Genomic DNA, 21,047 nt, shown 5'->3' with positions numbered 1-21,047 from the left:
TATTCATGATGGGTCGCCTATTACACTGATGACTTATGAGTATTTCTCGTAATTTTGATGAGTATTTGGCGGCCCATGGCATTGTGCAGTCGGCTGAGGTGGTACCAGACAATCCCTGTCAGGTGTTTGAACCATCCACCCAGTGGTACGTTCCGGATGTCGACGCGCCGAATAGGGGTGAAGCGGATGGTGTTTTAGATTCTGATGAGTGGGAATCTGCCGAGCGGATTATTTCTCAGATTTTGGGGGATTGAGCTGGGGTTTTTCGGGGGGATGGGTGGATGTGTTGCCTGGAAGTTTTATGTGAATTTCTCGGTTTAGGGCGCAAAAGATGACACTTCCCTCATGTTTTGTGGCATATTTGTTAGGCAAAACTTTTACGTCCCTAATTTTGTCGTGCCAACTTTTTTAAAGGTAACGCGATGCGGCTGAACTGGGGGCGGATTTTTCAGTAACCGAGTGTTCAGGAGTTTTCCCGTGACCGATACATCCCACAAATTCGGCCTCCAACCAGGAACTGATCGACTCATCGATCGCTTTGCCACACAGCCGTTTGCGTTGGCGTTTTCTGGCCAGGGTTTCGAGTGGCTACCCACACTTCAGGCTGCGGTAGCACAGGGGGCTCGCAAAACGGTGGCGCCGCTGGTAGAACAGGCAGCTGCGCTGATCGCCCCAGTGGCTGACGAGATTGCGGGTACCCGACCTTATGGCTTCGACCCACTAAACTGGGCTGATCACGGCAACATTGCCATTGACTTGAGCCAGGCGGCAGTCAGTGTGCCAGGCATCTTTGTTGCCCAGCTTGCGGTGCTGGATCAGTTGGAGGCACAGGGTCTTGATGTGGAATCGGCGATTGCGAGTATTGGACATTCCCAGGGATTGCTGGGGGTTATTGCCTGCCAGGATCTCAGCCGTGCTGCGGAGGTTCTGGCAATCGCGCAATTGGTAGGTGCGGCTATTACTCGCCAGGCTCGCATCACCGGTTTGGTCGCAACGGGCGAAGATATGCCAATGGTGGCTATCTCGGGTGTTAGCCGCCAGCAGGTGGAAGAAGCCATCGCTGTGGCCTGCGGTGTGGAGGCGTCGCAAAGCCGCCCGGTGATCGGTTTGCGTAACTCGCGCGATACCTTCGTCATTGTGGGGCGCCCAGCAGATAACCGCAAAGTCGTTGATGTTGTGAACGCATGGGCACGCAAGGACGCGAAAGCTATTGAGGAGAAACAGCGCGGCGGTGCTGCTTTCGCACCCACTGTTACTCCACTGGCGGTACAGGTTGGTTTCCATCACCCACTGATGGCAGACGGTGTGGAGCAGGTCGTTGCGTGGGCAAAGAAAGCTGAATTAGATGTCAACCTGGCACGCGAAGTCGCGCAGTCGACCATGGTCGACCCGGTGGACTGGTTGGCGCAGGTCACTGAGGTTGTAGATGCAGGTGCTCGGTGGATTCTTGATGTGGGCCCGGCGGCGGGCGTTGGCTTGCTTACTAATTCAATCCTGGTCGGACGCGGTGCACTGTCATTGAGCGTGAGTGGGCTAAGTGGTCAGTCCCAGCTTTTCGACGCAGGACAAGCTCCTGAACTTCCACGAAACTTCAAGGAATTCGCACCTCGGTTGCTTAAAACCGCCAACGGAAACCGCGTCTCCACTAAGTTCACCGAACTCACCGGCCGTAGCCCTATGCTGCTCGCTGGCATGACTCCAACCACGGTCGACCCAGAAATCGTTGCGGCGGCGGCAAACGCCGGGCACTGGGCGGAATTGGCTGGCGGTGGCCAGGTAACCCCAGAAATTCTGGAAGCACATATCGAGAAACTCACCTCCTTGCTTTTGCCAGGCGTAAACGCCCAGTTCAACTCGATGTTCCTTGACCCGTACCTGTGGAAAATGCAAATCGGCGGCAAACGGTTAGTGCCTAAGGCTCGTGCCAACGGAGCACCGATCGATGGGATCGTTGTCACCGCTGGTATTCCGGAACACGATGAGGCAGTTGCCCTGGTCCACGAGCTGCGCGACGGAGGTTTCCCGTGGGTAGCCTTTAAGCCCGGAGCGGTACGGCAAATCGCCAAGGTACTCGCCGTAGCCGCCGATGTTCCTGACGTTCCGGTGATCGTTCAGGTTGAAGGTGGCAAAGCTGGTGGGCACCATTCCTGGGAGGACTTGGATGATCTGCTCATTAATACGTATGAAGATATTCGTGCCCACGACAATGTTGTGTTGTGTGTAGGTGGCGGTATCGGCACCCCAGAACGCGCCGCCGAATACCTTACAGGTGATTGGGCAACGAAGTACGACCTGCCACCGATGCCAGTGGATGGCATTTTGATCGGTACCGCCGCTATGGCCACTAAAGAAGCCAAAACCTCCGAATCTGTGAAGAAGATGCTGGTGGAAACCACCGGCATTGAAGATTGGGTAGGTGCCGGAAAGGCCGCTGGCGGAATGGCTTCGGGCCGCTCCCAACTGGGGGCGGATATTCACGAGATTGATAATTCCTTCGCCCGAGCTGGACGATTGTTAGACGAGGTTGCTGGCGATGCTGATGCAGTGGCAGCCCGTCGGGACGAAATCATTGCAGCAATTGCCAAGACCGCAAAGCCATATTTTGGTCATCTACCAGCCATGACCTACACCGATTGGTTAGAGCGGTATCTTGAGCTTTCTGGCCCCTATAAGGGCGAATGGACGGACATATCGTGGTTTAACCGCTTCGCTGAGATGGTGGCTCGCTGCGAAGCTCGGTTGATTGCGCAGGATCACGGCCGATTCGCACCCCAAGTGCAGGTTTCGGTGGAAGATGATCCGGCTGCGGTCGTCGAAAAGCTAGTGGCAGCGTACCCGGAGGCGGCAACGGATACGTTGCACCCGGCGGACGTCGCATGGTTTATGCAGCTGTGTCGTACCCCTGGCAAACCGGTAAATTTCGTACCAGTTATCGATCAGGACGTACGCCGTTGGTGGCGTTCCGACTCGCTGTGGCAGTCGCATGATGAGCGTTACGACGCCGACCAGGTGGCAATCATCCCAGGCATTGCCGCAGTTGCGGGTATTACTAAAGCAAACGAACCGGTGGCCGAGCTGTTAGAGCGGTTTAACGCTGCGACCATTGCCCAGTTGGAGAATGACAATGCGGAAGTTATTGAAGAACCGCTATGCCCTGCTAAGCGAGTAATCAATGCTTCCGGAACCTATTGGGCAGGTCGCCACCAAACGTCGCTTATTGCCCGCCTAAGCGATATCGATGCGTGGGAGTTCGGCGAGGTCAATGGCCGCAAACAGGCCAGCCATGGGCCAACCGGTGCCATCTTGATTCCCGAAGATGACGAGCATGTGGTGTTAACGGTGCCACTGGCAGGATCGACCGCGTTTGGTACCACAGCGGACCTAGACATTCGGATATCAATACCGAAAGATGCCCCAATAAGCGCGGTTCCACAGGTAACCCAAGCTGATGCCGAAGCTGCGATGACTAGCTTGGCGACGATTGCTGCTGGTGGACAGATCGGGGAGAATGCCTCCGGTGTGGCCACGTGGCGTACTACGCTTTCCGCCGAGGACATTGCTGATTACGTCAACGTCACCGCTGGCCACTTGCCTAGCAGCATAGTACCGGCTGGTACGGCACCGGACGTTTTAGTAGGACGGTCGTGGCCCGCGATTTTCGCAGCAGTGCAGTCGGCTGTTATTCCAGGAACCGATTCTGCCTCCGTTGTTGAAGGCATGTTGAGTTTGGTGCACCTGGAGCACCACATCACTTTGATTGGTGATCTGCCGAATCCGAAACCAGGCGAGGTAATTGACATTGAAGTTACCGCGCAGGCAGAAGACGTCTCTGACACCGAGATCGGCCGCATCATTTTGATCCGCGCTGAAATTACAGCACATGGCAATCGCATAGCGAAGCTATCTGAACGAATGGCGGTGCGGGGTCGACGCGGGAAGGCTACCGCCCGAACAAACACCTCCGTACTACCTACCCATGAACATGCCCCACGGTCCTTCCGTGCCTATGCCAAGGTGACCGCTCCCGAATCTATGCATCCCTTCGCTGTGGTTTCAGGTGACCGGAACCCGATACACGTATCCGACACAGCTGCAGCGCTTGCTGGTCTCAACAATGGTGTAATCGTGCACGGCATGTGGACCTCCGCCATCGCGGAACTATTGGCCGCCGCTGGTTACTCAGACGAGTCTGTAACCACCGCTCCAGCCAAGGTGGCGGAATACACCGCGACTATGCTGGCACCGATCCTGCCAGGAGCTGAGATCGAATTTCTGGTGGAGCGCACTGGCATCGACACCCGCCCTGGGCGCAGTGAGGTGCGCGAAGTAACCGCAACCGTCAACGGGCAAATGGTATTAACAGCCACCGCGACGATGGTGGCACCAGAAACGTTCTACGCATTCCCAGGTCAAGGTATCCAGTCGCAAGGCATGGGTATGGAATCGCGCTCCAAGTCAGCAGCCGCACGCGAGGTGTGGGATCGAGCCGATAAACATACCCGCAGCAAACTAGGCTTCTCAGTTCTAGAGATTGTCCAAAACAATCCGACGGAGGTTGTCGTTGCGGGCGAGACATTCACCCACCCGAAGGGCGTATTGTTCCTCACCCAGTTCACCCAGGTTGCTATGGCGTGTTTGGGTGTGGCACAGATCGCTGAAATGCGGGAAGCTAATGTCTTAAACCAACGCGCATTTTTCGCTGGACACTCGGTGGGCGAGTACAACGCACTGGCCGCTTACGCAGACGTGCTGTCGTTAGAAAACGTTGTGGAGATCGTCTACCAACGTGGCCTGACCATGCACCGGCTGGTTGAACGTGACGCTGAAGGCAACTCAAACTACGGCCTGGCCGCACTTCGCCCACACAAGATGGGTCTGACCGCAGAAAACGTCTTTGATTTCGTGGCTGACATCGCAAACAAGTCGGGCGAATTTTTAGAGATCGTCAACTACAACCTTGCCGGTATGCAGTACGCTGTGGCCGGTACATTCAAAGGCTTAAAAGCACTGGAAGCCGCATGCGACGAAGCCGCGCCGGGTCAGCGGGCGTTCATTCTGATCCCTGGCATCGATGTGCCGTTCCACTCCAGCCACTTGCTAGGTGGGGTGGATGCATTCCGCGACACCTTGGATGATTTGTTGCCCGACGAAGTGGAACTAGACATCCTGGTGGGACGGTACATCCCGAATCTGGTTGCCCGGCCGTTTGAGCTTACACGCGAATTCGTCGAGTCCATTCTGGAAGTAGTGGATGCGCCGATCATCAAGGATATTCTGGCTGATTTTGATGTTGAAGTGCGTAATCCGAAGCGCCTGGCCCGCACCCTCCTAGTGGAGCTGTTAGCCTGGCAGTTCGCCTCACCAGTGCGGTGGATCGAAACCCAGGATTTGTTGTTGCGCTCCGCCGAGAATGGGGGACTAGGCGCCGAGCGGTTTGTTGAGGTCGGCGTGGGTTCTGCCCCAACCTTGGCCAATATGATGGCTCAGACTACAGCGTTGCCGCAGTACGCCGGTGTTGAGGTCGAAATCCTCAACGTTGAACGCGACCGAAGCGTCGTGTTCGCTTCCGATGAAATTGTGCGTGAGGTTCCAGAACCTGAACAGCCAGAAAGCGCTGAACTAAGCAACCAAGCGCCAGCACAGCCTGCTTCAACGGCCGAAACTACACCAGTTGCCGATACCGCAGTGCCAGTAGAAGCACCCGCAGCGGCTCCGGCTGCAGCTGGTACCCCAAGCGATATCTCGTTTGGCCCGGCGGAAGCCACCGCGATGCTCATTGCACTGTGGACGAAGGTTCGCCCGGATCAAATGGGTGCTTCGGACTCCATCGAAACCCTGGTAGAAGGTGTGTCATCTCGCCGCAATCAATTGTTATTGGACCTTGGGGTGGAATTTGGTCTGGGCGCTATAGATGGCGCTGCGGATGCCGAGCTAAATGATCTGTATGCCACCGTGTCCCGTATGGCTAAGGGCTACACCGCTTTCGGGCCGGTTCTTTCGGAGGCAGTTGGTGATGCTTTGCGCCGTCTGACTGGGCCAACTGGTAAACGCGCGAACTACATTTCTGAACGAGTCACCGGTGCGTGGGGCTTGGGACAGGGCTGGGCCGATCATGTGGTCGCAGAGGTTGTTCTTTGTGCCCGCGAGGGCGCATCGTTACGCGGCGGTGATTTGGCAACGCTCAGCCCAGCCGCGCCTGGAAATGCTGCTGAACTGGATCAATTGATTGATGCGGCGGTGCAAGCCGTGGCAGCGAAACAGGGAGTTGCCGTTGCTATGCCAGGTGCTGGTGGCGGCGCTGGCGGTGGAGTTGTTGACTCCGCAGCCTTGGGTGAATTTGCTGAGCAAGTCACCGGTAAGGCTGGTGTGCTTGCCGCAGCTGCCCGCACCATCTTGAGCAACTTAGGCTTGGATGCCGAACCGTCTAAGACTCTGTCACTAGATGATGCCGATGCAGATGCTGCTCTATTTGAACTTGTTTCGCGGGAATTGGGCTCTGATTGGCCGCGCCAAATCAAACCCCGGTTCGATGAGAATCTGGCGGTGCTTATCGACGACCGCTGGGCCAGCGCACGCGAGGATATCACTCGGGTTGCCTTGGGCGAGATCACTTCAAAGTCAATTGATGTCACCGGTGCCGGTGAGCAGGTTGCCCGCCAAGCGGAGTTCTTCGGGCTTAGCGAACTAGCAGCCCAAGCGCGCGATAACCGAACCCTGGAATTTGCCGAAGATGTGGCAGTTGTCACTGGCGCCTCCCCGAATTCCATCGCCGCCAGTGTGGTCAAGCGACTTTTGGCTGGCGGGGCTACAGTGATCGCCACCACGTCGTCGTTAAGCCACGACCGGTTGGGCTACTACAAGAAGCTGTATTCTGAGTCCGCACGCGGAACTGCGGCTCTATGGGTGGTTCCTGCTAACTTGTCCAGCTTCAGTGATCTTGACGATCTGATCGCGTGGGTTGGTTCCGCGCAGACCGCCACCGTCAACGGCGCGTCCAAGCTAGTCAAACCGGCGCTCAAACCAACCCTGCTGTTCCCGTTTGCGGCACCGCGCGTCTCCGGTTCGCTTGCCGACGCCGGACCGGCTGCCGAGATGCAGATGCGTTTGCTGCTGTGGTCCGTGGAACGGTTGATCGCTGGTCTTTCCACCATTGGCACCGACACCCATGTTGGACGCAGGCTGCACGTGGTGCTGCCCGGATCGCCGAACCGTGGCCGCTTCGGCGGCGACGGCGCATACGGTGAATCCAAGGCTGCACTCGATGCCTTGGTTACCCGGTGGAATGCCGAACCGGCGTGGCAACCACATACCTCGTTAGTGCACATGCTGATCGGTTGGGTGCGTGGCACTGGTCTTATGGGCGGAAACGACCCACTGGTCGAAGCTGTAGAGGCTGCCGGTGTAACCACTTATTCCACCGAAGAAATGGCTGACCTGTTGGTGGCACAGATCGCCACCGACGTGAGGGCAACCGCAGCACAGTCTCCAGTGACAGTTGATGTCACTGGAGGGTTGGGTGAAATTGATATCGACCTGCCAGCATTGGCACGGCAGTTGGAGCGAGGCTCCGCCGCACCAGAAGCTGAGGAACCCAACACGATTGAAGCTCTGCCAACCCCGTACCGGCCAGTTGCCGAAACCACCCCGGATTTCGCCAACCAGGTTCGTCAAGACCTGGATGACATGGTGGTCATTGTCGGGGCCGGTGAAATCGGACCATGGGGCTCTTCTCGTACCCGCTTCGATGCGGAATTAACCGGCAGCCTCACTGCCGCCGGTGTCACTGAATTGGCATGGAGTATGGGTCTTATCCACTGGGACACCGACCCAACCCCAGGCTGGTACGACCAGAACGACGATCCGGTTGCTGAAACCGAAATCTTCGACCGGTTCCACGACGAAGTACTTGCTCGGGTCGGGGTACGGCGCTACCACGACGATTTCGGAATGGTGGATAACCTCGCTCCGGAATTGACCCAGGTGTACTTGGATCACGATCTCACCTTCAATGTCGCTGATAAGGCTGCGGCCCGAACCTTTGTGGAATCTGATCCAGAACTCACGACAGCGACATTCGATGAGGATTCCGGCGAATGGGTCATTACTCGCAAGGCTGGCTCGGTTGTGCGCGTGCCGCGACGTATGGCCATGAGTAGGTTCGTTGGTGGCCAAATACCAGAAGGTTTCGATCCAACTGTTTATGGCATACCAGCTGACATGATTGACAATCTTGACCGGGTGGCATTGTGGAACCTGGTTGCAACCATTGATGCGTTCCTGGCTTCTGGTTTCAGCCCTGCGGAACTACTGGCTTCTGTCCATCCGGCGCGCGTTTCTTCAACGCAAGGCACTGGTATGGGTGGTATGCAGTCCATGCGTTCGTTGTATTTGGATGGCATTATGGCCGAGCCGCGTCAAAATGACATTCTGCAAGAAGCATTGCCTAATGTTGTGGCCGCTCACGTCATGCAGTCCTATGTCAGTGGTTATGGTCAGATGATTCACCCTGTTGCTGCTTGCGCTACCGCTGCGGTTTCGGTGGAAGAAGGCTTTGACAAGATCAAGTTGGGTAAGTCCGACTTTGTTGTGGCCGGTGGTTTTGATGATCTTTCCATTGAGGGAATTACCGGCTTCGGGGACATGGCAGCTACGGCTGATTCCGGCGATATGGTTGCTAAGGGTATTGAAGAGCGGTTCTTCTCGCGGGCTAACGATCGCCGACGTGGTGGTTTTATCGAGTCCGCTGGTGGTGGCACCATTCTGTTGGCAAAAGGTAGCTTTGCTAAGGAAACTGGGTTGCCGGTTCTTGGTGTGATCGGTTTCGTGGAATCTTTCGCTGATGGTGCTCATACCTCCATCCCCGCGCCAGGTTTAGGTGCTCTGGGGGCTGCTCGCGGTGGAACTGAATCCCGACTGGTGAAGCAATTGGCTGAAGTTGGTGTTTCTGCTGACGACATCACGATTATTTCCAAGCACGATACTTCCACCACCGCCAACGACCCGAACGAGTCAGATTTGCATGAGCGTATTGCCGCCGCAATTGGCCGTAGTTCCGGTAACCCGCTGTATGTGATCTCGCAGAAGACTCTGACTGGTCATGCTAAGGGTGGCGCTGCTGCTTTCCAGATTATTGGTTTGACTCAGGTGCTGCGCTCTGGCATGGTTCCAGCCAACATGTCCCTAGACTGTGTGGACCCAGTATTGGCGAAGCATGAGCACCTGGTGTGGTTGCGTCGCCCGTTGGATTTGTCAGCTCAGGCACCAAAGGCTGGCTTGGTAACATCCCTTGGCTTCGGTCACGTCTCCGCGCTGTTGGCTATTGTTCACCCGGCTGCCTTCAAGGAGGCAATCCGGGCGGCAGATGGTGCAGCCGCTGCTGCCGAGTGGGCGGATAAGGCTGCTGAACGTGAAGCCGCAGGTTTGCGTACCATCGTTTCCGGTATGCACGGTGGCAAGCCATTGTTTGAGCGCCCGGTTGACCGCAACCTAGGTGCTACGGGTGATGCCGCGAAGGAGCGCGAAGCAGCGATCCTGTTAAGTGACAACGTTCGGCTTGTCGACGGTGTCCTCACCGTCGTTAAGTAGTCAAGCCAAAAACTAAGCTGATGGTCGCCTACTGCTAATACGACAGTGGGCAACCATCAGCTTTTTTGAAGTTCCGATTACAGACCTGTTCCCAACCGGCGCCCTGGGGCGTCGAAAAGCATCACAACAAGTCTGAAGAGAAAAACATGCAATAAAGCCGGTCGAAGTATCTGTACCCTTCGGTTTCTCTCCACCGGCAATCCACCCACAGCTCGAAGGCCAATGATAGGCATTCTTTTAATTCCGCATCGGATAGTTCCGGCCAATCGCAGCTGAAGGGGCGGTAGTCTTCTCCGTCCAAATAGGCGTAGAAATCCACCGGTGAGCAAATCCCCGGTGGATATTCACACATTTCTGCAATGCATTTATCAACATCAACACAGAATGAAAATCTTGTTGATCTCCACATCGTTTGCTAAAAGCTCCCTCAATGAGATCGAAGAAAATTTTCTGTAGCCTTGCCTCATATTCGTTCATTAAGGAGTTAGTGTGACGCAACCATTCAAACTGGGGCATAACCTGTGGGAAATCGACTTCGAGGCATTCGACCCTGCGGCTTTGGCCGCCCTCAATCCTCGTTATGAGTTCTCGCCAAACGTCGACCTGTGGTTCATCACCTACGAAGGCTGTGAGTTTGTTTTCGTTAACGATCTCGATTACGAGCCTTGTGTGCGTTTTTTCGACTGGTCGCACCATGAGCTGGCACAGCAATTGGTTAACATGCTTACGAAACCAACTGCGGGAAACCAGCAATAAAAGGCGTACTAAAATTATGCAAGCCGGGTGCAGTTGATGTATTCCAGCAGGGTGAAGAGCGTTCGCACCATTTCGTAATTCTGTAGCTTCACCTCGTATTTGTTCATCAAGGAGTTAAGCATAATGCAGCCATTCAATCTGGGGCATAACCTGTGGGAAATCGAATTCGAGGCATTCGACCCTGCGGCTTTGGCCGCCCTGAATCCGCGGTTCGGGGTCGCGCCAAACGCCGAACTATGGTTCATCACCTACGGAGGCTGTGAATTTAGCTTGGTTGATGATATTTACTGCGGGCCCAGTGTGTTGTACTTTGATCGATCTCACCATGAATTGGCACAGCAATTGGTTAACGTGCTTGCGAAACCCGTTGCGGGAAACCCCAACACCACAGTTGTGGAAGAATAGCCACCATGAGCCCCACCCCGTTCGTCGGCATCGACTTGGTGCATATTCCCAGCTTCGCGGAGCAATTGGCACAACCGGGAAGCAGATTTGAGTCCGTGTTCAGTCCGTTGGAGTTGCGTATTGCAGCAACAAAACCCCGCCGGGCGGAACACCTCGCTGGGCGGTGGGCGGCAAAGGAGGCGTTTATCAAAGCGTGGGGGCAATCCCGCTACGGAACACCGCCAGTAATCGGACCGGAGGGGGTCAATTGGGCGGAGATTCAAGTAACCCCGGATCGGTGGGGGAGAACCCAAATAGTGCTCACCGGGAAACTAGCTGGCCACGTTGTGTCCGATGCCATCACGGTAAGCATTAGCCACGACGGCGACTACGCCACCGCAATTTGTGTGTTGTAACAAGGGTTGCGTCATGTGGGAATGCGTGGTGGGTGGTTAATCCGTTGCTACTGCGAACAGGTATGCCACCAGCATCCGTTTGATCTCACCAACTGTGCCCGCGAACACTTCTTCTGACGCATCGTTTATCCCCACAGCGTAATTAAGCAACGACACCAAAGTGTGAACTAACAACCCTGCCATATTGCGCCGCTCCGACTCGGTGGCATGGGGAGATAGGGGTTCTAAAACCCCTGCTAGTAATGCGAGTACGGGTTGTTCAGTGGCGGCGGCGGTTGTACGGGTCGCAGGCGTGGATTGGACGGCGTGCCAGACTGCGCGCCGGGAGGGATCAGCCCGCCACATGTCGGCGAAGTGGTCGATCATTTCGTCCAAAATATCGGGCCATTGCAGGGCAGGGACTTGTTGGGCGAAGTGCGTTAATTCCGCCACCGTGGCTGCGGTATCCTCCCGGTCGAGTTCGCAGATGAGCACGTATTTATTGGCGAAAAACTGATACAGGGTGCCGATGGGGACCTCGGCGCGTTTGGCTACTTCGTCGAAAGTAAAGGACTCAAAACCTACGTCAACGAGCACGGTACGGGCTGCGGTGAGAATCCGGGAATAACGTTCCCGCGATCGTTTCTGTGCAGGCCGACGCCGAGGTTGTAAGATCACCTCAGCCTCGGGGGATTCTGCCTGCATATCTGTCATGATTTACGCGTTAAGCTCCTTAATTACGCGGGCCACATGTCCGGTGGCACGGACATTGTACATGGCGTTAGCAATATTGCCTTCGGTATCGATAAGGAATGTGGAACGAATAACCCCCTCCACAATTTTCCCGTAGTTTTTCTTCTCCCCGAATGCGCCATAGGCTTTCATTACTTCTTTATCTGGGTCGGAAAGAAGTGGGAAATTAAGCTCATGATCTTCGCGGAACTGGCGTAGTTTTTCTGGGGAGTCCGGGGAAATGCCCACTACAGCGATCCCTAGGTCATTTAACTGCGACAGTGAATCGCGGAAGTCGCACGCCTCTTTGGTGCAGCCGGGGGTGTTGGCGCGGGGATAGAAATAGACCAGCACCTTTGAACCGCGATAGTCTTTGAGGCTGGTGGTGCCACCTTCGTCGTTGGTTAACGTAAAATCTGGGGCCTGAGTGCCGATTTCCAAACGCAGGTTTTCAGTCATGCGCTCAACTTTACCTGTTTAACCATTTTTCCTCGGATTCCGACTAAGGTGTTAGAGGAAAACAAAACCTCATTTGAAACTTTTAGGGAGTATTCCGTGGCACGCAACATTGATGACATCCAGCGCGAAATTGAGCGTACTCGCCGTCAGCTGGCGAAAACCCTCGACGAGATCGCTGACCGTGCCAAGCCGCAAAACATCGTCGAGGATGCAAAAACCAACTTCTCCGCAAAGCTAAAGCAACCAGAGGTGCAAAAGATTGTGATGGGGGTTGGCACCGTTGTGGTTGGGCTCATCGCCGTGGGAGTTTTGCGTTCCCGCAAACGGCGCAAGGACCTGAAAGAGTTGCAGCAACTCCTCGCCGCCCGCTAGGCGCAGACTTTTGCTTTTCGACGCCGCAGCGTTGGCGCGTCGAAAAGCAAATCTTTATGCTAACTGACAGCCGCTTCCCACCATTTCCTGCAAAGCGGCTTCGCTGCTCTCAGCGCCCACCCCGACGCACAAATCGGTGAGAACCTTCACCTCAAACCCGCTTTTCAGTGCATCCAGAACGGTCGCTCGCACACAGTGATCGGTGGCGATCCCGCACACATCAATGATGGTGATGTCGTTTCGGTGCAGATAGTCGGCCAGCATCTCGCCCGACTCCGTCGCCCCCTCAAACCCCGAATACGCGGCTGAGTGCTGGCCTTTAAACACCACAGCATCGAACTGCTCCGCTACAGGCATCAAACCCGGATGAAAATCCGCCCCCGATGTATCAGCCACACAATGCGGCGGCCACGAATCCACGAAATCCGGTTCCGCCGAGAAGTGATCGCCGGGATCAATATGCCAATCCTTGGTGGCAACCACCTTGTGGTACTTAGCCTTATTTTCAGTTACATGCGCTGCAATGGCTGCGGCTACATCATCGCCGCCGGTAACGGCCAAGGAACCGCCCGGGCAGAAATCATTTTGGACATCCACAATAACGAGAGCTCTCATGGCACCACAGTTTAAACACTTAACGGGCTTTCCGCAGTGTGATTATCCTACGGGCAGGGATGGTGGGGGCATTATTAGTTTTACAGCAACAACTATTACTTCCGCGTGGTGAAATTGAGGGTACCTACTGCCTTAAAATCTTATTATTCGTTAGAAAGGTTAGGACAATTGGATTTAAACTCAAACAAGCCGTTTACGAATGGTGACATGGATAGGATCGGAAAGTCATTGAAAATGGGGGAAACTCCTGACCTTGTCAAATACGCGGAAATTACGGATTGGTTTGAACGGCTTATCGCGGAAATAGCTCTGGTTGCGGAAAGGGAATTAAAACAATACATGATGAATGAGTACCCATTTCATCTTCAAATTGAGGGGAACTATAAACTAACTAAACGAATTAAAACGGACGATACCCTAGCAGACAAACTTTTAAGGCTGAAAACGAAACTCAACAGGATTCAAGATTTTGCTGGTTGCAGATTAGATCTTGAGTGTGGGCTAGGGGCGCAAATTGAGTTTGCTAAGAGATTAGAGGATGCGTACACCGCGATTGGGGCTCAAGTGAACCTGAAGAATTATCTTCAAGAAACGCAGCAAGGATATCGAGCGATACATCTACATATTACTTGTGCGGCAGGTCGATCAGAGCTTCAGATTAGAACTATCTATCAGGCAGCTTGGGCTAATGTGAACGAGCTTTTAGGGGATATTTTCGGAAGGGCACACCGCTACGAACGGATAGCTGAAAGCCATCCAGGCGCATATTTAATAGCTGACATGCAGAAACTTTCTGCAGAAATTAAAAAAATTGAAGAAGAAATCGATCGGGTTTCGTCACGGTCAGTCAACTGCAATCGTGAACAATTGGCTGATCCCAATGAAATCGGTATCCTGAAGAATAAACTGTTCTCTGTTCACCAAGAACTTGTAGAATTAGCGACAAGGGCCAAAAAGAACCAAAAAGATTGGGGTGAATGATGATTTCATTCTTAATCGAATACAACCGTAAAACAGGTTTCGTAGATGTGGTGGAGTATTCAGATCCCAGATTGGCATTTCAGGAACGTTTCAGGCGTACTGAATCTAGACCAAGTCGGGACATCGAGGTAGTTGTGGTCCAGGCCGATTCTTTAGAAGTAATTCGAGAGAGTCATTCTCGATATTTCATGCGGGAAGTTGCGGTTTAATTAAATCGAACAGTGAGGGGTTAGGGGATAAAAGCGTGTCCGTTAATCCACAATGAGTTATCACCCAAAGTAATTGGTGAAAATGTAAAAGTTGGGTGTGCAAGTTGGAAAAGACTTGCACACCCAGTGATATTGTGCGCCATCAGGGACTCGAACCCCGAACCCACTGATTAAGAGTCAGTTGCTCTACCAATTGAGCTAATGGCGCTAGGTGTTGTCCATGCAAACGCTTTGGTGCTTGCCAGCAACGAAGAAAACAATAACAGTAGTTGAGTATTAAAGTAAAATCCCCAGTTCAATCAGGGTTTTGTTACTGGGTTCATGGTAAAGTGTGACATTGTGCAACTGTGGGGATTGACGGGGTTAGCGCGGGGGCAATGAAACCATCAGGTAGCGCAAATGCTGCTAACGTGCAAGGATTTTATATCGATGTGTTAGTGAGAGGTTGGAACTAAGGTTTCTGCTGGTAACAATATGGCAACGGAACATTGATAAGTGAGGCCCAATGTACAAGTGTTGTTTAGGATTGGAAGTCAGCTCTTAGTTGTTTCATCAACCAATCGAGTCAGGTTGCATAAGTTCAAGACAGGAAAAGACAAAAAGTATGGGAGTGTCGCACAGGGCTGTCAAGCATGTGTGTGTTTCAGTCGTTTCTAGCGCTGCATTGCTTCTTGGGGCGTGCACGATTACTTCCGAGGTGGGTGCGGAAGGAAGCGTTGCGCCTTCAAGCGCGCCAGTTACCTCAACAGTGGCTAAGTCGATGCCGCCGGAGGTAAGCGTTAAAAATGGCGCAACCAGCATTAATCCAAAAGATCCGGTGACTGTTAAATCTGTTGGTGAGGGTCTGAAATCGGTAGAAATGACTAACGAGGATGGCAAGGTTATCAAATCCAAGCTGTCTAAGGATGCCATGTCGTGGACTAGCGACGAACCTTTAGGTTTTAACCGTTCATATAGTGTGGTGGCCACCGACAAAAATGGTAAAACCACCACAACGAAATTCCAGACCATCGCTGCAAACATGTTGGCAGAAAATTCGTTAGCTCCATTGGATGGTTCCACTGTTGGGGTAGGTCAAACCATCGGTGTCCGCTTTGACACTGTGGTGGGAAACCGGAAAGCAGTGGAAAAGGCCATTAAGATCACAACGGAGCCGAAGGTTGACGGTGCTTTCTACTGGATTTCCAGCCAGGAAGTTCGTTGGCGACCAAAGGATTATTGGAAACCGGGAACCAAGGTTACGGTCGACGCTGACCTGTATGGTGTAAAGGTTGGCGAAGGTATTTATGGCGCTAATGGCAATAAAGCATCGTTTAGCATCGGCGACCGTGTTGAAGCTGTTGTCGATGACAACACTAAAACCATGACCGTGTTTAAAAATGGAGACAAAGTAAAGTCCATGCCGGTTTCCTTAGGTTCAGGTCAGTGGCCTACGCCGAACGGTGTGTATATCATCGGCGATGAGTATCCTAACCTCGTGATGGACTCGACAAGCTACGGCTTAGCCTTGGAAAACGGCGGTTACCGCACTCCGGTGGACTTTGCCACCCAGATGTCGTATTCGGGTATCTTTGTCCACGCAGCCCCTTGGTCCGTGTGGGCTCAGGGAAACACCAATGTGTCGCACGGCTGCGTCAACGTCAGTACGGAGAATGCTGGATGGTTTCAGAACTTCGTTAAACGTGGCGACATTGTCACCGTCAAAAACACCGTCGGTGAGACACTCAGTGGTTATGACGGCTTAGGGGATTGGAACATTGACTGGGCTACCTGGAAGAAAGGCAACGCCGACGACGTTTAAAAATTCGTGAGGTAGCGCAACCCTGAGGGCGTTGAAAAGCACTGGGTGTATCCTAAAGCTTTTCGACGCCCTCTAGTATCGAATTCATGACTCATCGTATTTTTACAACGGCGGTCGCGGACGTTTATCCACACTACGTTGCCAAAGCAGAACGGAAAGGCCGCACTCAGGCCGAGGTCGACGAGATTATTTGTTGGCTTACTGGATACTCAGCGGACGGACTGCACCAAGAACTTGCAGTCCGAACGGATTTCCGTGGATTTTTTGATAATGCACCTCAACTCAATCCGCACCGTGAACTTATCACTGGCAGTGTGTGGGGTGAAAGTCCACGAGGTGGAAGACCCTCTCATGCGACTTATCCGGTATTTGGACAGACTAATCGACGAACTGGCCAAGGGTAAAGACATGGCAAAAATCTTGCGCAAACTGTAACCTGCGGAATGCTTGTGAAAGAAAGATGCTTTAAACAAACAAATAGCCCAATTCACCTGCATGAATTGGGCTATTTTGTTAGGGGTGGCTGACGGGGCTCGAACCCGCGACACCCAGGATCACAACCTGGTGCTCTACCAGCTGAACTACAGCCACCATTGCTGCTTATGCAGCGAGAACAATAATAACCCACGAACCTAAGATTGCAAAAACTGCTGGTAGCGAGTGGTTGCTTCGGCTTTAGCTGCCTCGCACTCCTCGGTGCCCGGATCTGGGACGAATAGGCTACGGCGATAGTAATCCAATTCTTGGATGGACTCGATGATATCGGATAACGCCCGATGCGACATTCCCTTATCTGGTTGATTGAAATACACCCGAGGTGCCCAGCGCCGCGCCAATTCCTTGATGCTGGAAACATCAACCATCCGGTAGTGCAGCGCCGCATCCAACCGGGGCATCTGTTCCCGAATAAACGACCGGTCGGTCGCGATGGAATTTCCGGCCAGTGGTGCTGGGTGCTCCGGGTCGCAGTGTTGTTCAATTAACGCCAAAACCGCATCTTCGGCCTCAGATAGGCTGATGGTCGATGCCTTAATCTCATTGGTTAACCCTGAACTACGGTGCATTTCAGTGACATAATCATCCATTTTCGCCAGTTGCTCATCGGTAGCGTTGATGACCAAGTCCACCCCCTCACCAAGAATATTCAAGTCTGCATCTGTGACGAGTGCGGCGATCTCCACAATGGTGTGTTGGTGAATATCTAGACCGGTCATTTCCAAGTCCACCCACACCAAGCGATCGTTTTTAGCTGGGGTAGTTTCGTTCATAACTTACTACTTTAAGCCACTTGCTAATCGACGTTTTCACCACAGCCGATCTTCAGTGATCATTCGTCGAAACAAGCCGATGTTTTCGCGGCAACAAACCAGGTAGGGTGGAGGAAGCTTAAAAACCACCCCCATTTCTGTGTAAAGGATATTTCAATGGCACTTCCTGCACCGTCAATGTCGGCCCGTGCACTCATAACCGGCGCTAGCCAAGGCATAGGAATGGCTATGGCCCGCGATCTCGCAGCGATGGGGCATAACCTTATTCTGGTTGCCCGGCGCGAGGATGTTCTGCGGGAGTTAGCTGAGGAATTGGAACGTGCGCATTCCATTGTTGCGGAGGTTTATCCTTGTGATTTGGCAGAGAGACCTCAATTGGATCAATTGATTGCTGATATTGCGGAGCGTGAAATCAATATCATTGTTAATTCCGCCGGAATTGCTAGCTTTGGGCCGTTTATTGAGCAGGATTTTAATTACGAGTCTAAGCAGTTTGCTTTGAATGCTACGGCAGTTTTTGAACTCACTCATGCGGTGTTGCCTGGCATGATTGAGCGTAGCAGCGGCGCTATCTGCAATGTTGGGTCGGCTGCGGGGAATATGCCTATTCCAAACAATGCCACCTATGTGCTGACTAAAGCTGGAATCAATGCGTTTACCGAGGCATTGCATTATGAATTGAAGGGGACTGGTGTCAGCTGTACGTTGCTTGCACCTGGCCCGGTTCGAGAGGCGGAAATTCCAGAATCGGAACAAAGCATCGTCGATAAGGTAGTGCCAGATTTCTTGTGGACAACATATGAATCCTGTTCTAAGGAAACCCTTGATGCGATGGCGAAGAATAAACGACGTGTGGTGCCTGGCCCGTTGTCTAAGGCCATGAATGCGGTTTCTTCCGTTGCGCCGACAGCGGTTTTATCACCCATTATGGGGTGGTTTTACCGGAAGATGGGATAAATTTTTAAAAATTTCTCGATGGCATGGAACCAAACGGGGTTCTGGATGAGTCCAAGAATATATACGACCATAAATCCGTATCTTGAGTTTATTCAGGAGTTCCCACTATGCCAGTTTCTATTACCGAACGCCCGATCGTTCACGCCTCCGATACACCACAGTGTGAAAACCGTGGTGCAGATGTTGCAGTTCGAAATGCCGGGGTCGAGTCGTCATGTTTCGTCAGTGTCCACATTCGGCCCCGAACTGACCAGCTGTGCCCGCAACCGCCTGCGGCGGTTTTATGTAAACCTGTGGCTACTACGGACAATGGTGGTGTATTTGAAGTGTGCAGCATCGCCACCCACTACCCGTTGGTACCGGGTGATTTGCTGAAAGCAACAATGGGGCCGGACGCAAGCCTTTTTCTTCGTGGTATAAAACACTTGCGGCCAGGCTGGTACATGCGCAGTCACTTGACTGCTATTTCGCAGGAAACCAACGATGTTATTCAAACGTTGGATCACACGGCTGAAACTATTGATGTGGAATCCGGTTATGTGTGTGGACACTGGTCCGCTGACTACAGTTTTGAACAGCTTGCTGAGATGCTGAATAGATTGCAGCCCCATGCTGGGTTGGCGGTGGTATTCCATGAGCTGGCACGAAGAGACTGGTTGAATAGCAACGTCGATTTTAGTGATCGATTTGTTGCTGATGGGACGGAATGTGACTATCTGGCTGCGGCTGATCCTGCATGGTACAAGCGGGGAATAGCTACGCCAGATTTCCTGGCGCACGTGCAAAAATTAGTGGAAGAAAACCCTGAATTGCTGCAACTTATCCAATCGGGGGCATACAATAAAGCACTAACGTGGATAAACACCTACGACTTAGCGGCAGGTACTTAAGAAAACTCCCGCGCAAAAGGCTATGCTATAAGGCGGAGGAGCACGGGGAAGGCTCCTCCGCCTTATAGCATAGGGTGGTGATCGGGGAGGGAATCATTGACTACCAAAAACGAATGTAGAGCCCTAGCCGGGTTTAGGTGGTCGCAACGTCAACCATGTCCCCGAAAAATTTCCTATCAAGGGTGTTCTTATTTGCCGGTATAAGGTGGGTGTTTCAAGCGGCAATATGCTGATCGTCATGTGTATTGAAACTGGACACAATATCAACGGGGTACCATCCTGGTATGCAATCTTCTTCCCGAAAATCTGCACCAGAAAGACGTTTCTCGGGCGCTGATAAATTGTCAACCGTCGGCTTGTGGTTGTGCTGTTAATGTTGCTGACCGAGGCGCCGCAAGTGAGACGCAAAATTTATCGGATTTATCGGCCAATATGAAATTTATCGGATTTATCGGCTGGGGTATAGGTACAGTAGTAACCATGGCTGTAGCTAAAAATCCATTTCGTCCCGCCTTTGGAATCGTGCCGCAAGTATGGGCTGGTCGACAGGCCATACTAGATTCGTATATGGCAGCGTTAGATTCCTTCCCCGGTGACCAAGGCCGCACCTTAGTTATCAGCGGTTTACGTGGTATCGGGAAAACTGCCTTGGTGACAGAACTGGAAGAAATAGCGTCCCAAGCCGGTTGGATTCCGATACGTGTACATACCACTGACCGGAACCCGGTGGAAACCCTGGTGAGCTCTACCATTGCGAACAAAATTCACCAGATTGACCCGCCAGCTGGCCGTAGAATTACTGGAGCCACTATTGCCGGATTGGGCGGAATCACCACTGAGCAAACCCAAACCCAACAACCGCAACCGACACTCAACAGTAGTTTACGGGAATTAAGCGACCTGTTAGCGCTGCACGGCACCGGTATTGTCATCTCGATTGACGAAGTACAACACATCGACCCAGAAGAAATGGCGATAATTGCAACCGCATATCAAGACCTAATTCGTGATGGCGTCGATATTAGTCTCGTTGTGGCGGGGCTAAGCCATGGCGTAGACAGCCTTTTACACCACCCTGGCACTACGTTTATTCGACGTGGTGTGCGTGTGGAATTACAGCCGTTATCGCACCAAGAATCGGTCGATACGCTTATCATCACTGCCGCAAAATCCGGGATTGCGTTTAGTCAACCAGCAGCAGAAGCCGCAGCCGCCTTTGCCAAAGGGCACCCCTACCTGGTGCAATTAACCGGCTCTTTGGCCTGGGGGCAGGCGAAACGCGCCGGGAAAGATCACATTGACGTCGAAGAAGTTGATGCGATTAACCACGTCGCGATCAATTCATTGGGCACCCAGGTGCACCAGCCAGAATTGAAGTATCTCACACGTTCCGAAACCCAGTTCATCGAAGCAATGGCTGCTGTGATGGATGAAAACAGTCAAGCAGAACTATCGGCCATCGCGCAGCGGCTAGGTAAACAAGTGACTTCGCTTTCCGACGTGCGCGCCAGATTGCTGATAAAAGAGGTAGTTGCGGCGACTGCCTGGGGGAAATTGTCGTTTCGACTGCCCTATTTTAAGGAGTACCTGGAATCGTCGCAAAGCAACTATCCTTTTAAAAATTTCTCCTAAAACGCCAGGAA

General features: G+C 52.9%; 15 protein-coding genes, 2 tRNA genes and 1 pseudogene. 12 read left to right on the top strand and 6 right to left on the bottom strand.

The window, feature by feature from the left end:
* The first annotated feature begins 35 nt into the window (after positions 1-35).
* The 5 genes from CMUST_RS12175 to acpS all read left to right on the top strand — a co-directional run bounded on the left by CMUST_RS12175 (position 36) and on the right by acpS (position 11,141).
* Positions 36-254, top strand: coding sequence for a hypothetical protein (locus CMUST_RS12175; RefSeq protein WP_047262745.1), 219 nt, complete (start codon positions 36-38; stop codon positions 252-254).
* A gap of 223 nt (positions 255-477) precedes the next feature.
* Entirely contained in the window at positions 478-9,585 is a 9,108-nt protein-coding gene (locus tag CMUST_RS12170) for a type I polyketide synthase (RefSeq protein WP_047262744.1), read from the top strand.
* A 489-nt stretch (positions 9,586-10,074) separates the two neighbouring features.
* Complete coding sequence (locus tag CMUST_RS12165; protein ID WP_047262743.1) at positions 10,075-10,341, top strand: hypothetical protein; 267 nt, start codon at positions 10,075-10,077, stop codon at positions 10,339-10,341.
* A 123-nt stretch (positions 10,342-10,464) separates the two neighbouring features.
* The gene (locus tag CMUST_RS12160; RefSeq protein WP_047262742.1) at positions 10,465-10,746 is read left to right on the top strand and encodes a hypothetical protein; all 282 of its coding nucleotides are present in this window, start codon (positions 10,465-10,467) and stop codon (positions 10,744-10,746) included.
* Between the two features lie 5 nt (positions 10,747-10,751).
* Positions 10,752-11,141 carry a holo-ACP synthase AcpS gene (acpS, locus tag CMUST_RS12155; RefSeq protein WP_047262741.1) on the top strand — a complete coding sequence of 130 codons (390 nt, stop codon included), beginning with the start codon at positions 10,752-10,754 and terminating at the stop codon, positions 11,139-11,141.
* A 36-nt stretch (positions 11,142-11,177) separates the two neighbouring features.
* On the opposite strand, the gene CMUST_RS12150 is transcribed toward acpS, so the two are convergent.
* Entirely contained in the window at positions 11,178-11,834 is a 657-nt protein-coding gene (locus CMUST_RS12150; protein ID WP_144414210.1) for a TetR/AcrR family transcriptional regulator, read from the bottom strand.
* Between the two features lie 3 nt (positions 11,835-11,837).
* Positions 11,838-12,311, bottom strand: coding sequence for a thioredoxin-dependent thiol peroxidase (gene bcp, locus CMUST_RS12145; RefSeq protein ID WP_047262740.1), 474 nt, complete (start codon positions 12,309-12,311; stop codon positions 11,838-11,840).
* Between the two features lie 96 nt (positions 12,312-12,407).
* Between bcp and CMUST_RS12140 the strand changes: the two genes are divergently transcribed.
* Entirely contained in the window at positions 12,408-12,683 is a 276-nt protein-coding gene (locus CMUST_RS12140) for a DUF3618 domain-containing protein (RefSeq protein ID WP_047262739.1), read from the top strand.
* A 54-nt stretch (positions 12,684-12,737) separates the two neighbouring features.
* Here the strand turns inward: CMUST_RS12140 and CMUST_RS12135 are convergent, their stop codons facing one another.
* The gene (locus CMUST_RS12135; RefSeq protein WP_047262738.1) at positions 12,738-13,298 is read right to left on the bottom strand and encodes a nicotinamidase; all 561 of its coding nucleotides are present in this window, start codon (positions 13,296-13,298) and stop codon (positions 12,738-12,740) included.
* Between the two features lie 207 nt (positions 13,299-13,505).
* Here CMUST_RS12135 and CMUST_RS16110 point away from each other — a divergent pair, with 207 nt between their 5' ends.
* On the top strand, positions 13,506-14,279 hold the full coding sequence (locus CMUST_RS16110) for a nucleotidyltransferase family protein (RefSeq protein ID WP_052844737.1): 774 nt from the start codon (positions 13,506-13,508) through the stop codon (positions 14,277-14,279).
* A gap of 344 nt (positions 14,280-14,623) precedes the next feature.
* On the opposite strand, the gene CMUST_RS12120 is transcribed toward CMUST_RS16110, so the two are convergent.
* A tRNA-Lys gene (locus CMUST_RS12120) sits at positions 14,624-14,696 on the bottom strand.
* Positions 14,697-15,092: 396 nt separating this feature from the next.
* On the opposite strand from CMUST_RS12120, the gene CMUST_RS12115 reads away from it, so the two are divergent.
* A complete protein-coding gene (locus CMUST_RS12115; RefSeq protein ID WP_047262737.1) occupies positions 15,093-16,289 on the top strand; it encodes a L,D-transpeptidase in 1,197 nt (398 codons plus the stop codon).
* An 86-nt stretch (positions 16,290-16,375) separates the two neighbouring features.
* A pseudogene (locus CMUST_RS12110) lies at positions 16,376-16,724 on the top strand (DUF2200 domain-containing protein).
* Between the two features lie 83 nt (positions 16,725-16,807).
* Here CMUST_RS12110 and CMUST_RS12105 read toward each other — a convergent pair.
* Positions 16,808-16,880, bottom strand: a tRNA-His gene (locus CMUST_RS12105).
* 41 nt (positions 16,881-16,921) lie between these two features.
* A complete protein-coding gene (orn, locus tag CMUST_RS12100; protein WP_047262736.1) occupies positions 16,922-17,557 on the bottom strand; it encodes an oligoribonuclease in 636 nt (211 codons plus the stop codon).
* 156 nt (positions 17,558-17,713) lie between these two features.
* Between orn and cmrA the strand changes: the two genes are divergently transcribed.
* The 3 genes from cmrA (at position 17,714) to CMUST_RS12085 (ending at position 21,036) form a co-directional block, all read left to right on the top strand.
* On the top strand, positions 17,714-18,514 hold the full coding sequence (gene cmrA, locus CMUST_RS12095; RefSeq protein WP_047262735.1) for a mycolate reductase: 801 nt from the start codon (positions 17,714-17,716) through the stop codon (positions 18,512-18,514).
* A 107-nt stretch (positions 18,515-18,621) separates the two neighbouring features.
* Positions 18,622-19,404 (top strand): hypothetical protein, encoded by a 783-nt coding sequence (locus CMUST_RS16105; RefSeq protein WP_052844732.1) that lies wholly within the window; start codon positions 18,622-18,624, stop codon positions 19,402-19,404.
* A 480-nt stretch (positions 19,405-19,884) separates the two neighbouring features.
* Positions 19,885-21,036: an ATP-binding protein gene (locus CMUST_RS12085; RefSeq protein WP_047262734.1), complete on the top strand. Its 1,152-nt coding sequence runs from the start codon at positions 19,885-19,887 to the stop codon at positions 21,034-21,036.
* The last annotated feature ends 11 nt before the right edge of the window (positions 21,037-21,047 follow it).

Source organism: Corynebacterium mustelae (genome assembly GCF_001020985.1).
Classification (GTDB): domain Bacteria; phylum Actinomycetota; class Actinomycetes; order Mycobacteriales; family Mycobacteriaceae; genus Corynebacterium; species Corynebacterium mustelae.
Note: the sequence above shows the minus strand (reverse complement) of the source record. Positions and strands in the feature narration are given on the sequence as shown.

Bases quoted from the DNA above. Each gene is read 5' to 3' on its own strand.
- CMUST_RS12160 (WP_047262742.1), top strand. From the start codon at position 10,465: ATGCAGCCATTCAATCTGGGGCATAACCTGTGGGAAATCGAATTCGAG.
- bcp (WP_047262740.1), bottom strand. From the start codon at position 12,311: ATGACTGAAAACCTGCGTTTGGAAATCGGCACTCAGGCCCCAGATTTT.
- orn (WP_047262736.1), bottom strand. From the start codon at position 17,557: ATGAACGAAACTACCCCAGCTAAAAACGATCGCTTGGTGTGGGTGGAC.
- CMUST_RS12135 (WP_047262738.1), bottom strand. From the start codon at position 13,298: ATGAGAGCTCTCGTTATTGTGGATGTCCAAAATGATTTCTGCCCGGGC.
- CMUST_RS12085 (WP_047262734.1), top strand. From the start codon at position 19,885: ATGGCTGTAGCTAAAAATCCATTTCGTCCCGCCTTTGGAATCGTGCCG.
- CMUST_RS16110 (WP_052844737.1), top strand. From the start codon at position 13,506: ATGGATAGGATCGGAAAGTCATTGAAAATGGGGGAAACTCCTGACCTT.
- acpS (WP_047262741.1), top strand. From the start codon at position 10,752: ATGAGCCCCACCCCGTTCGTCGGCATCGACTTGGTGCATATTCCCAGC.
- CMUST_RS12115 (WP_047262737.1), top strand. From the start codon at position 15,093: ATGGGAGTGTCGCACAGGGCTGTCAAGCATGTGTGTGTTTCAGTCGTT.
- CMUST_RS16105 (WP_052844732.1), top strand. From the start codon at position 18,622: ATGCCAGTTTCTATTACCGAACGCCCGATCGTTCACGCCTCCGATACA.
- CMUST_RS12175 (WP_047262745.1), top strand. From the start codon at position 36: ATGAGTATTTCTCGTAATTTTGATGAGTATTTGGCGGCCCATGGCATT.
- CMUST_RS12150 (WP_144414210.1), bottom strand. From the start codon at position 11,834: ATGACAGATATGCAGGCAGAATCCCCCGAGGCTGAGGTGATCTTACAA.
- cmrA (WP_047262735.1), top strand. From the start codon at position 17,714: ATGGCACTTCCTGCACCGTCAATGTCGGCCCGTGCACTCATAACCGGC.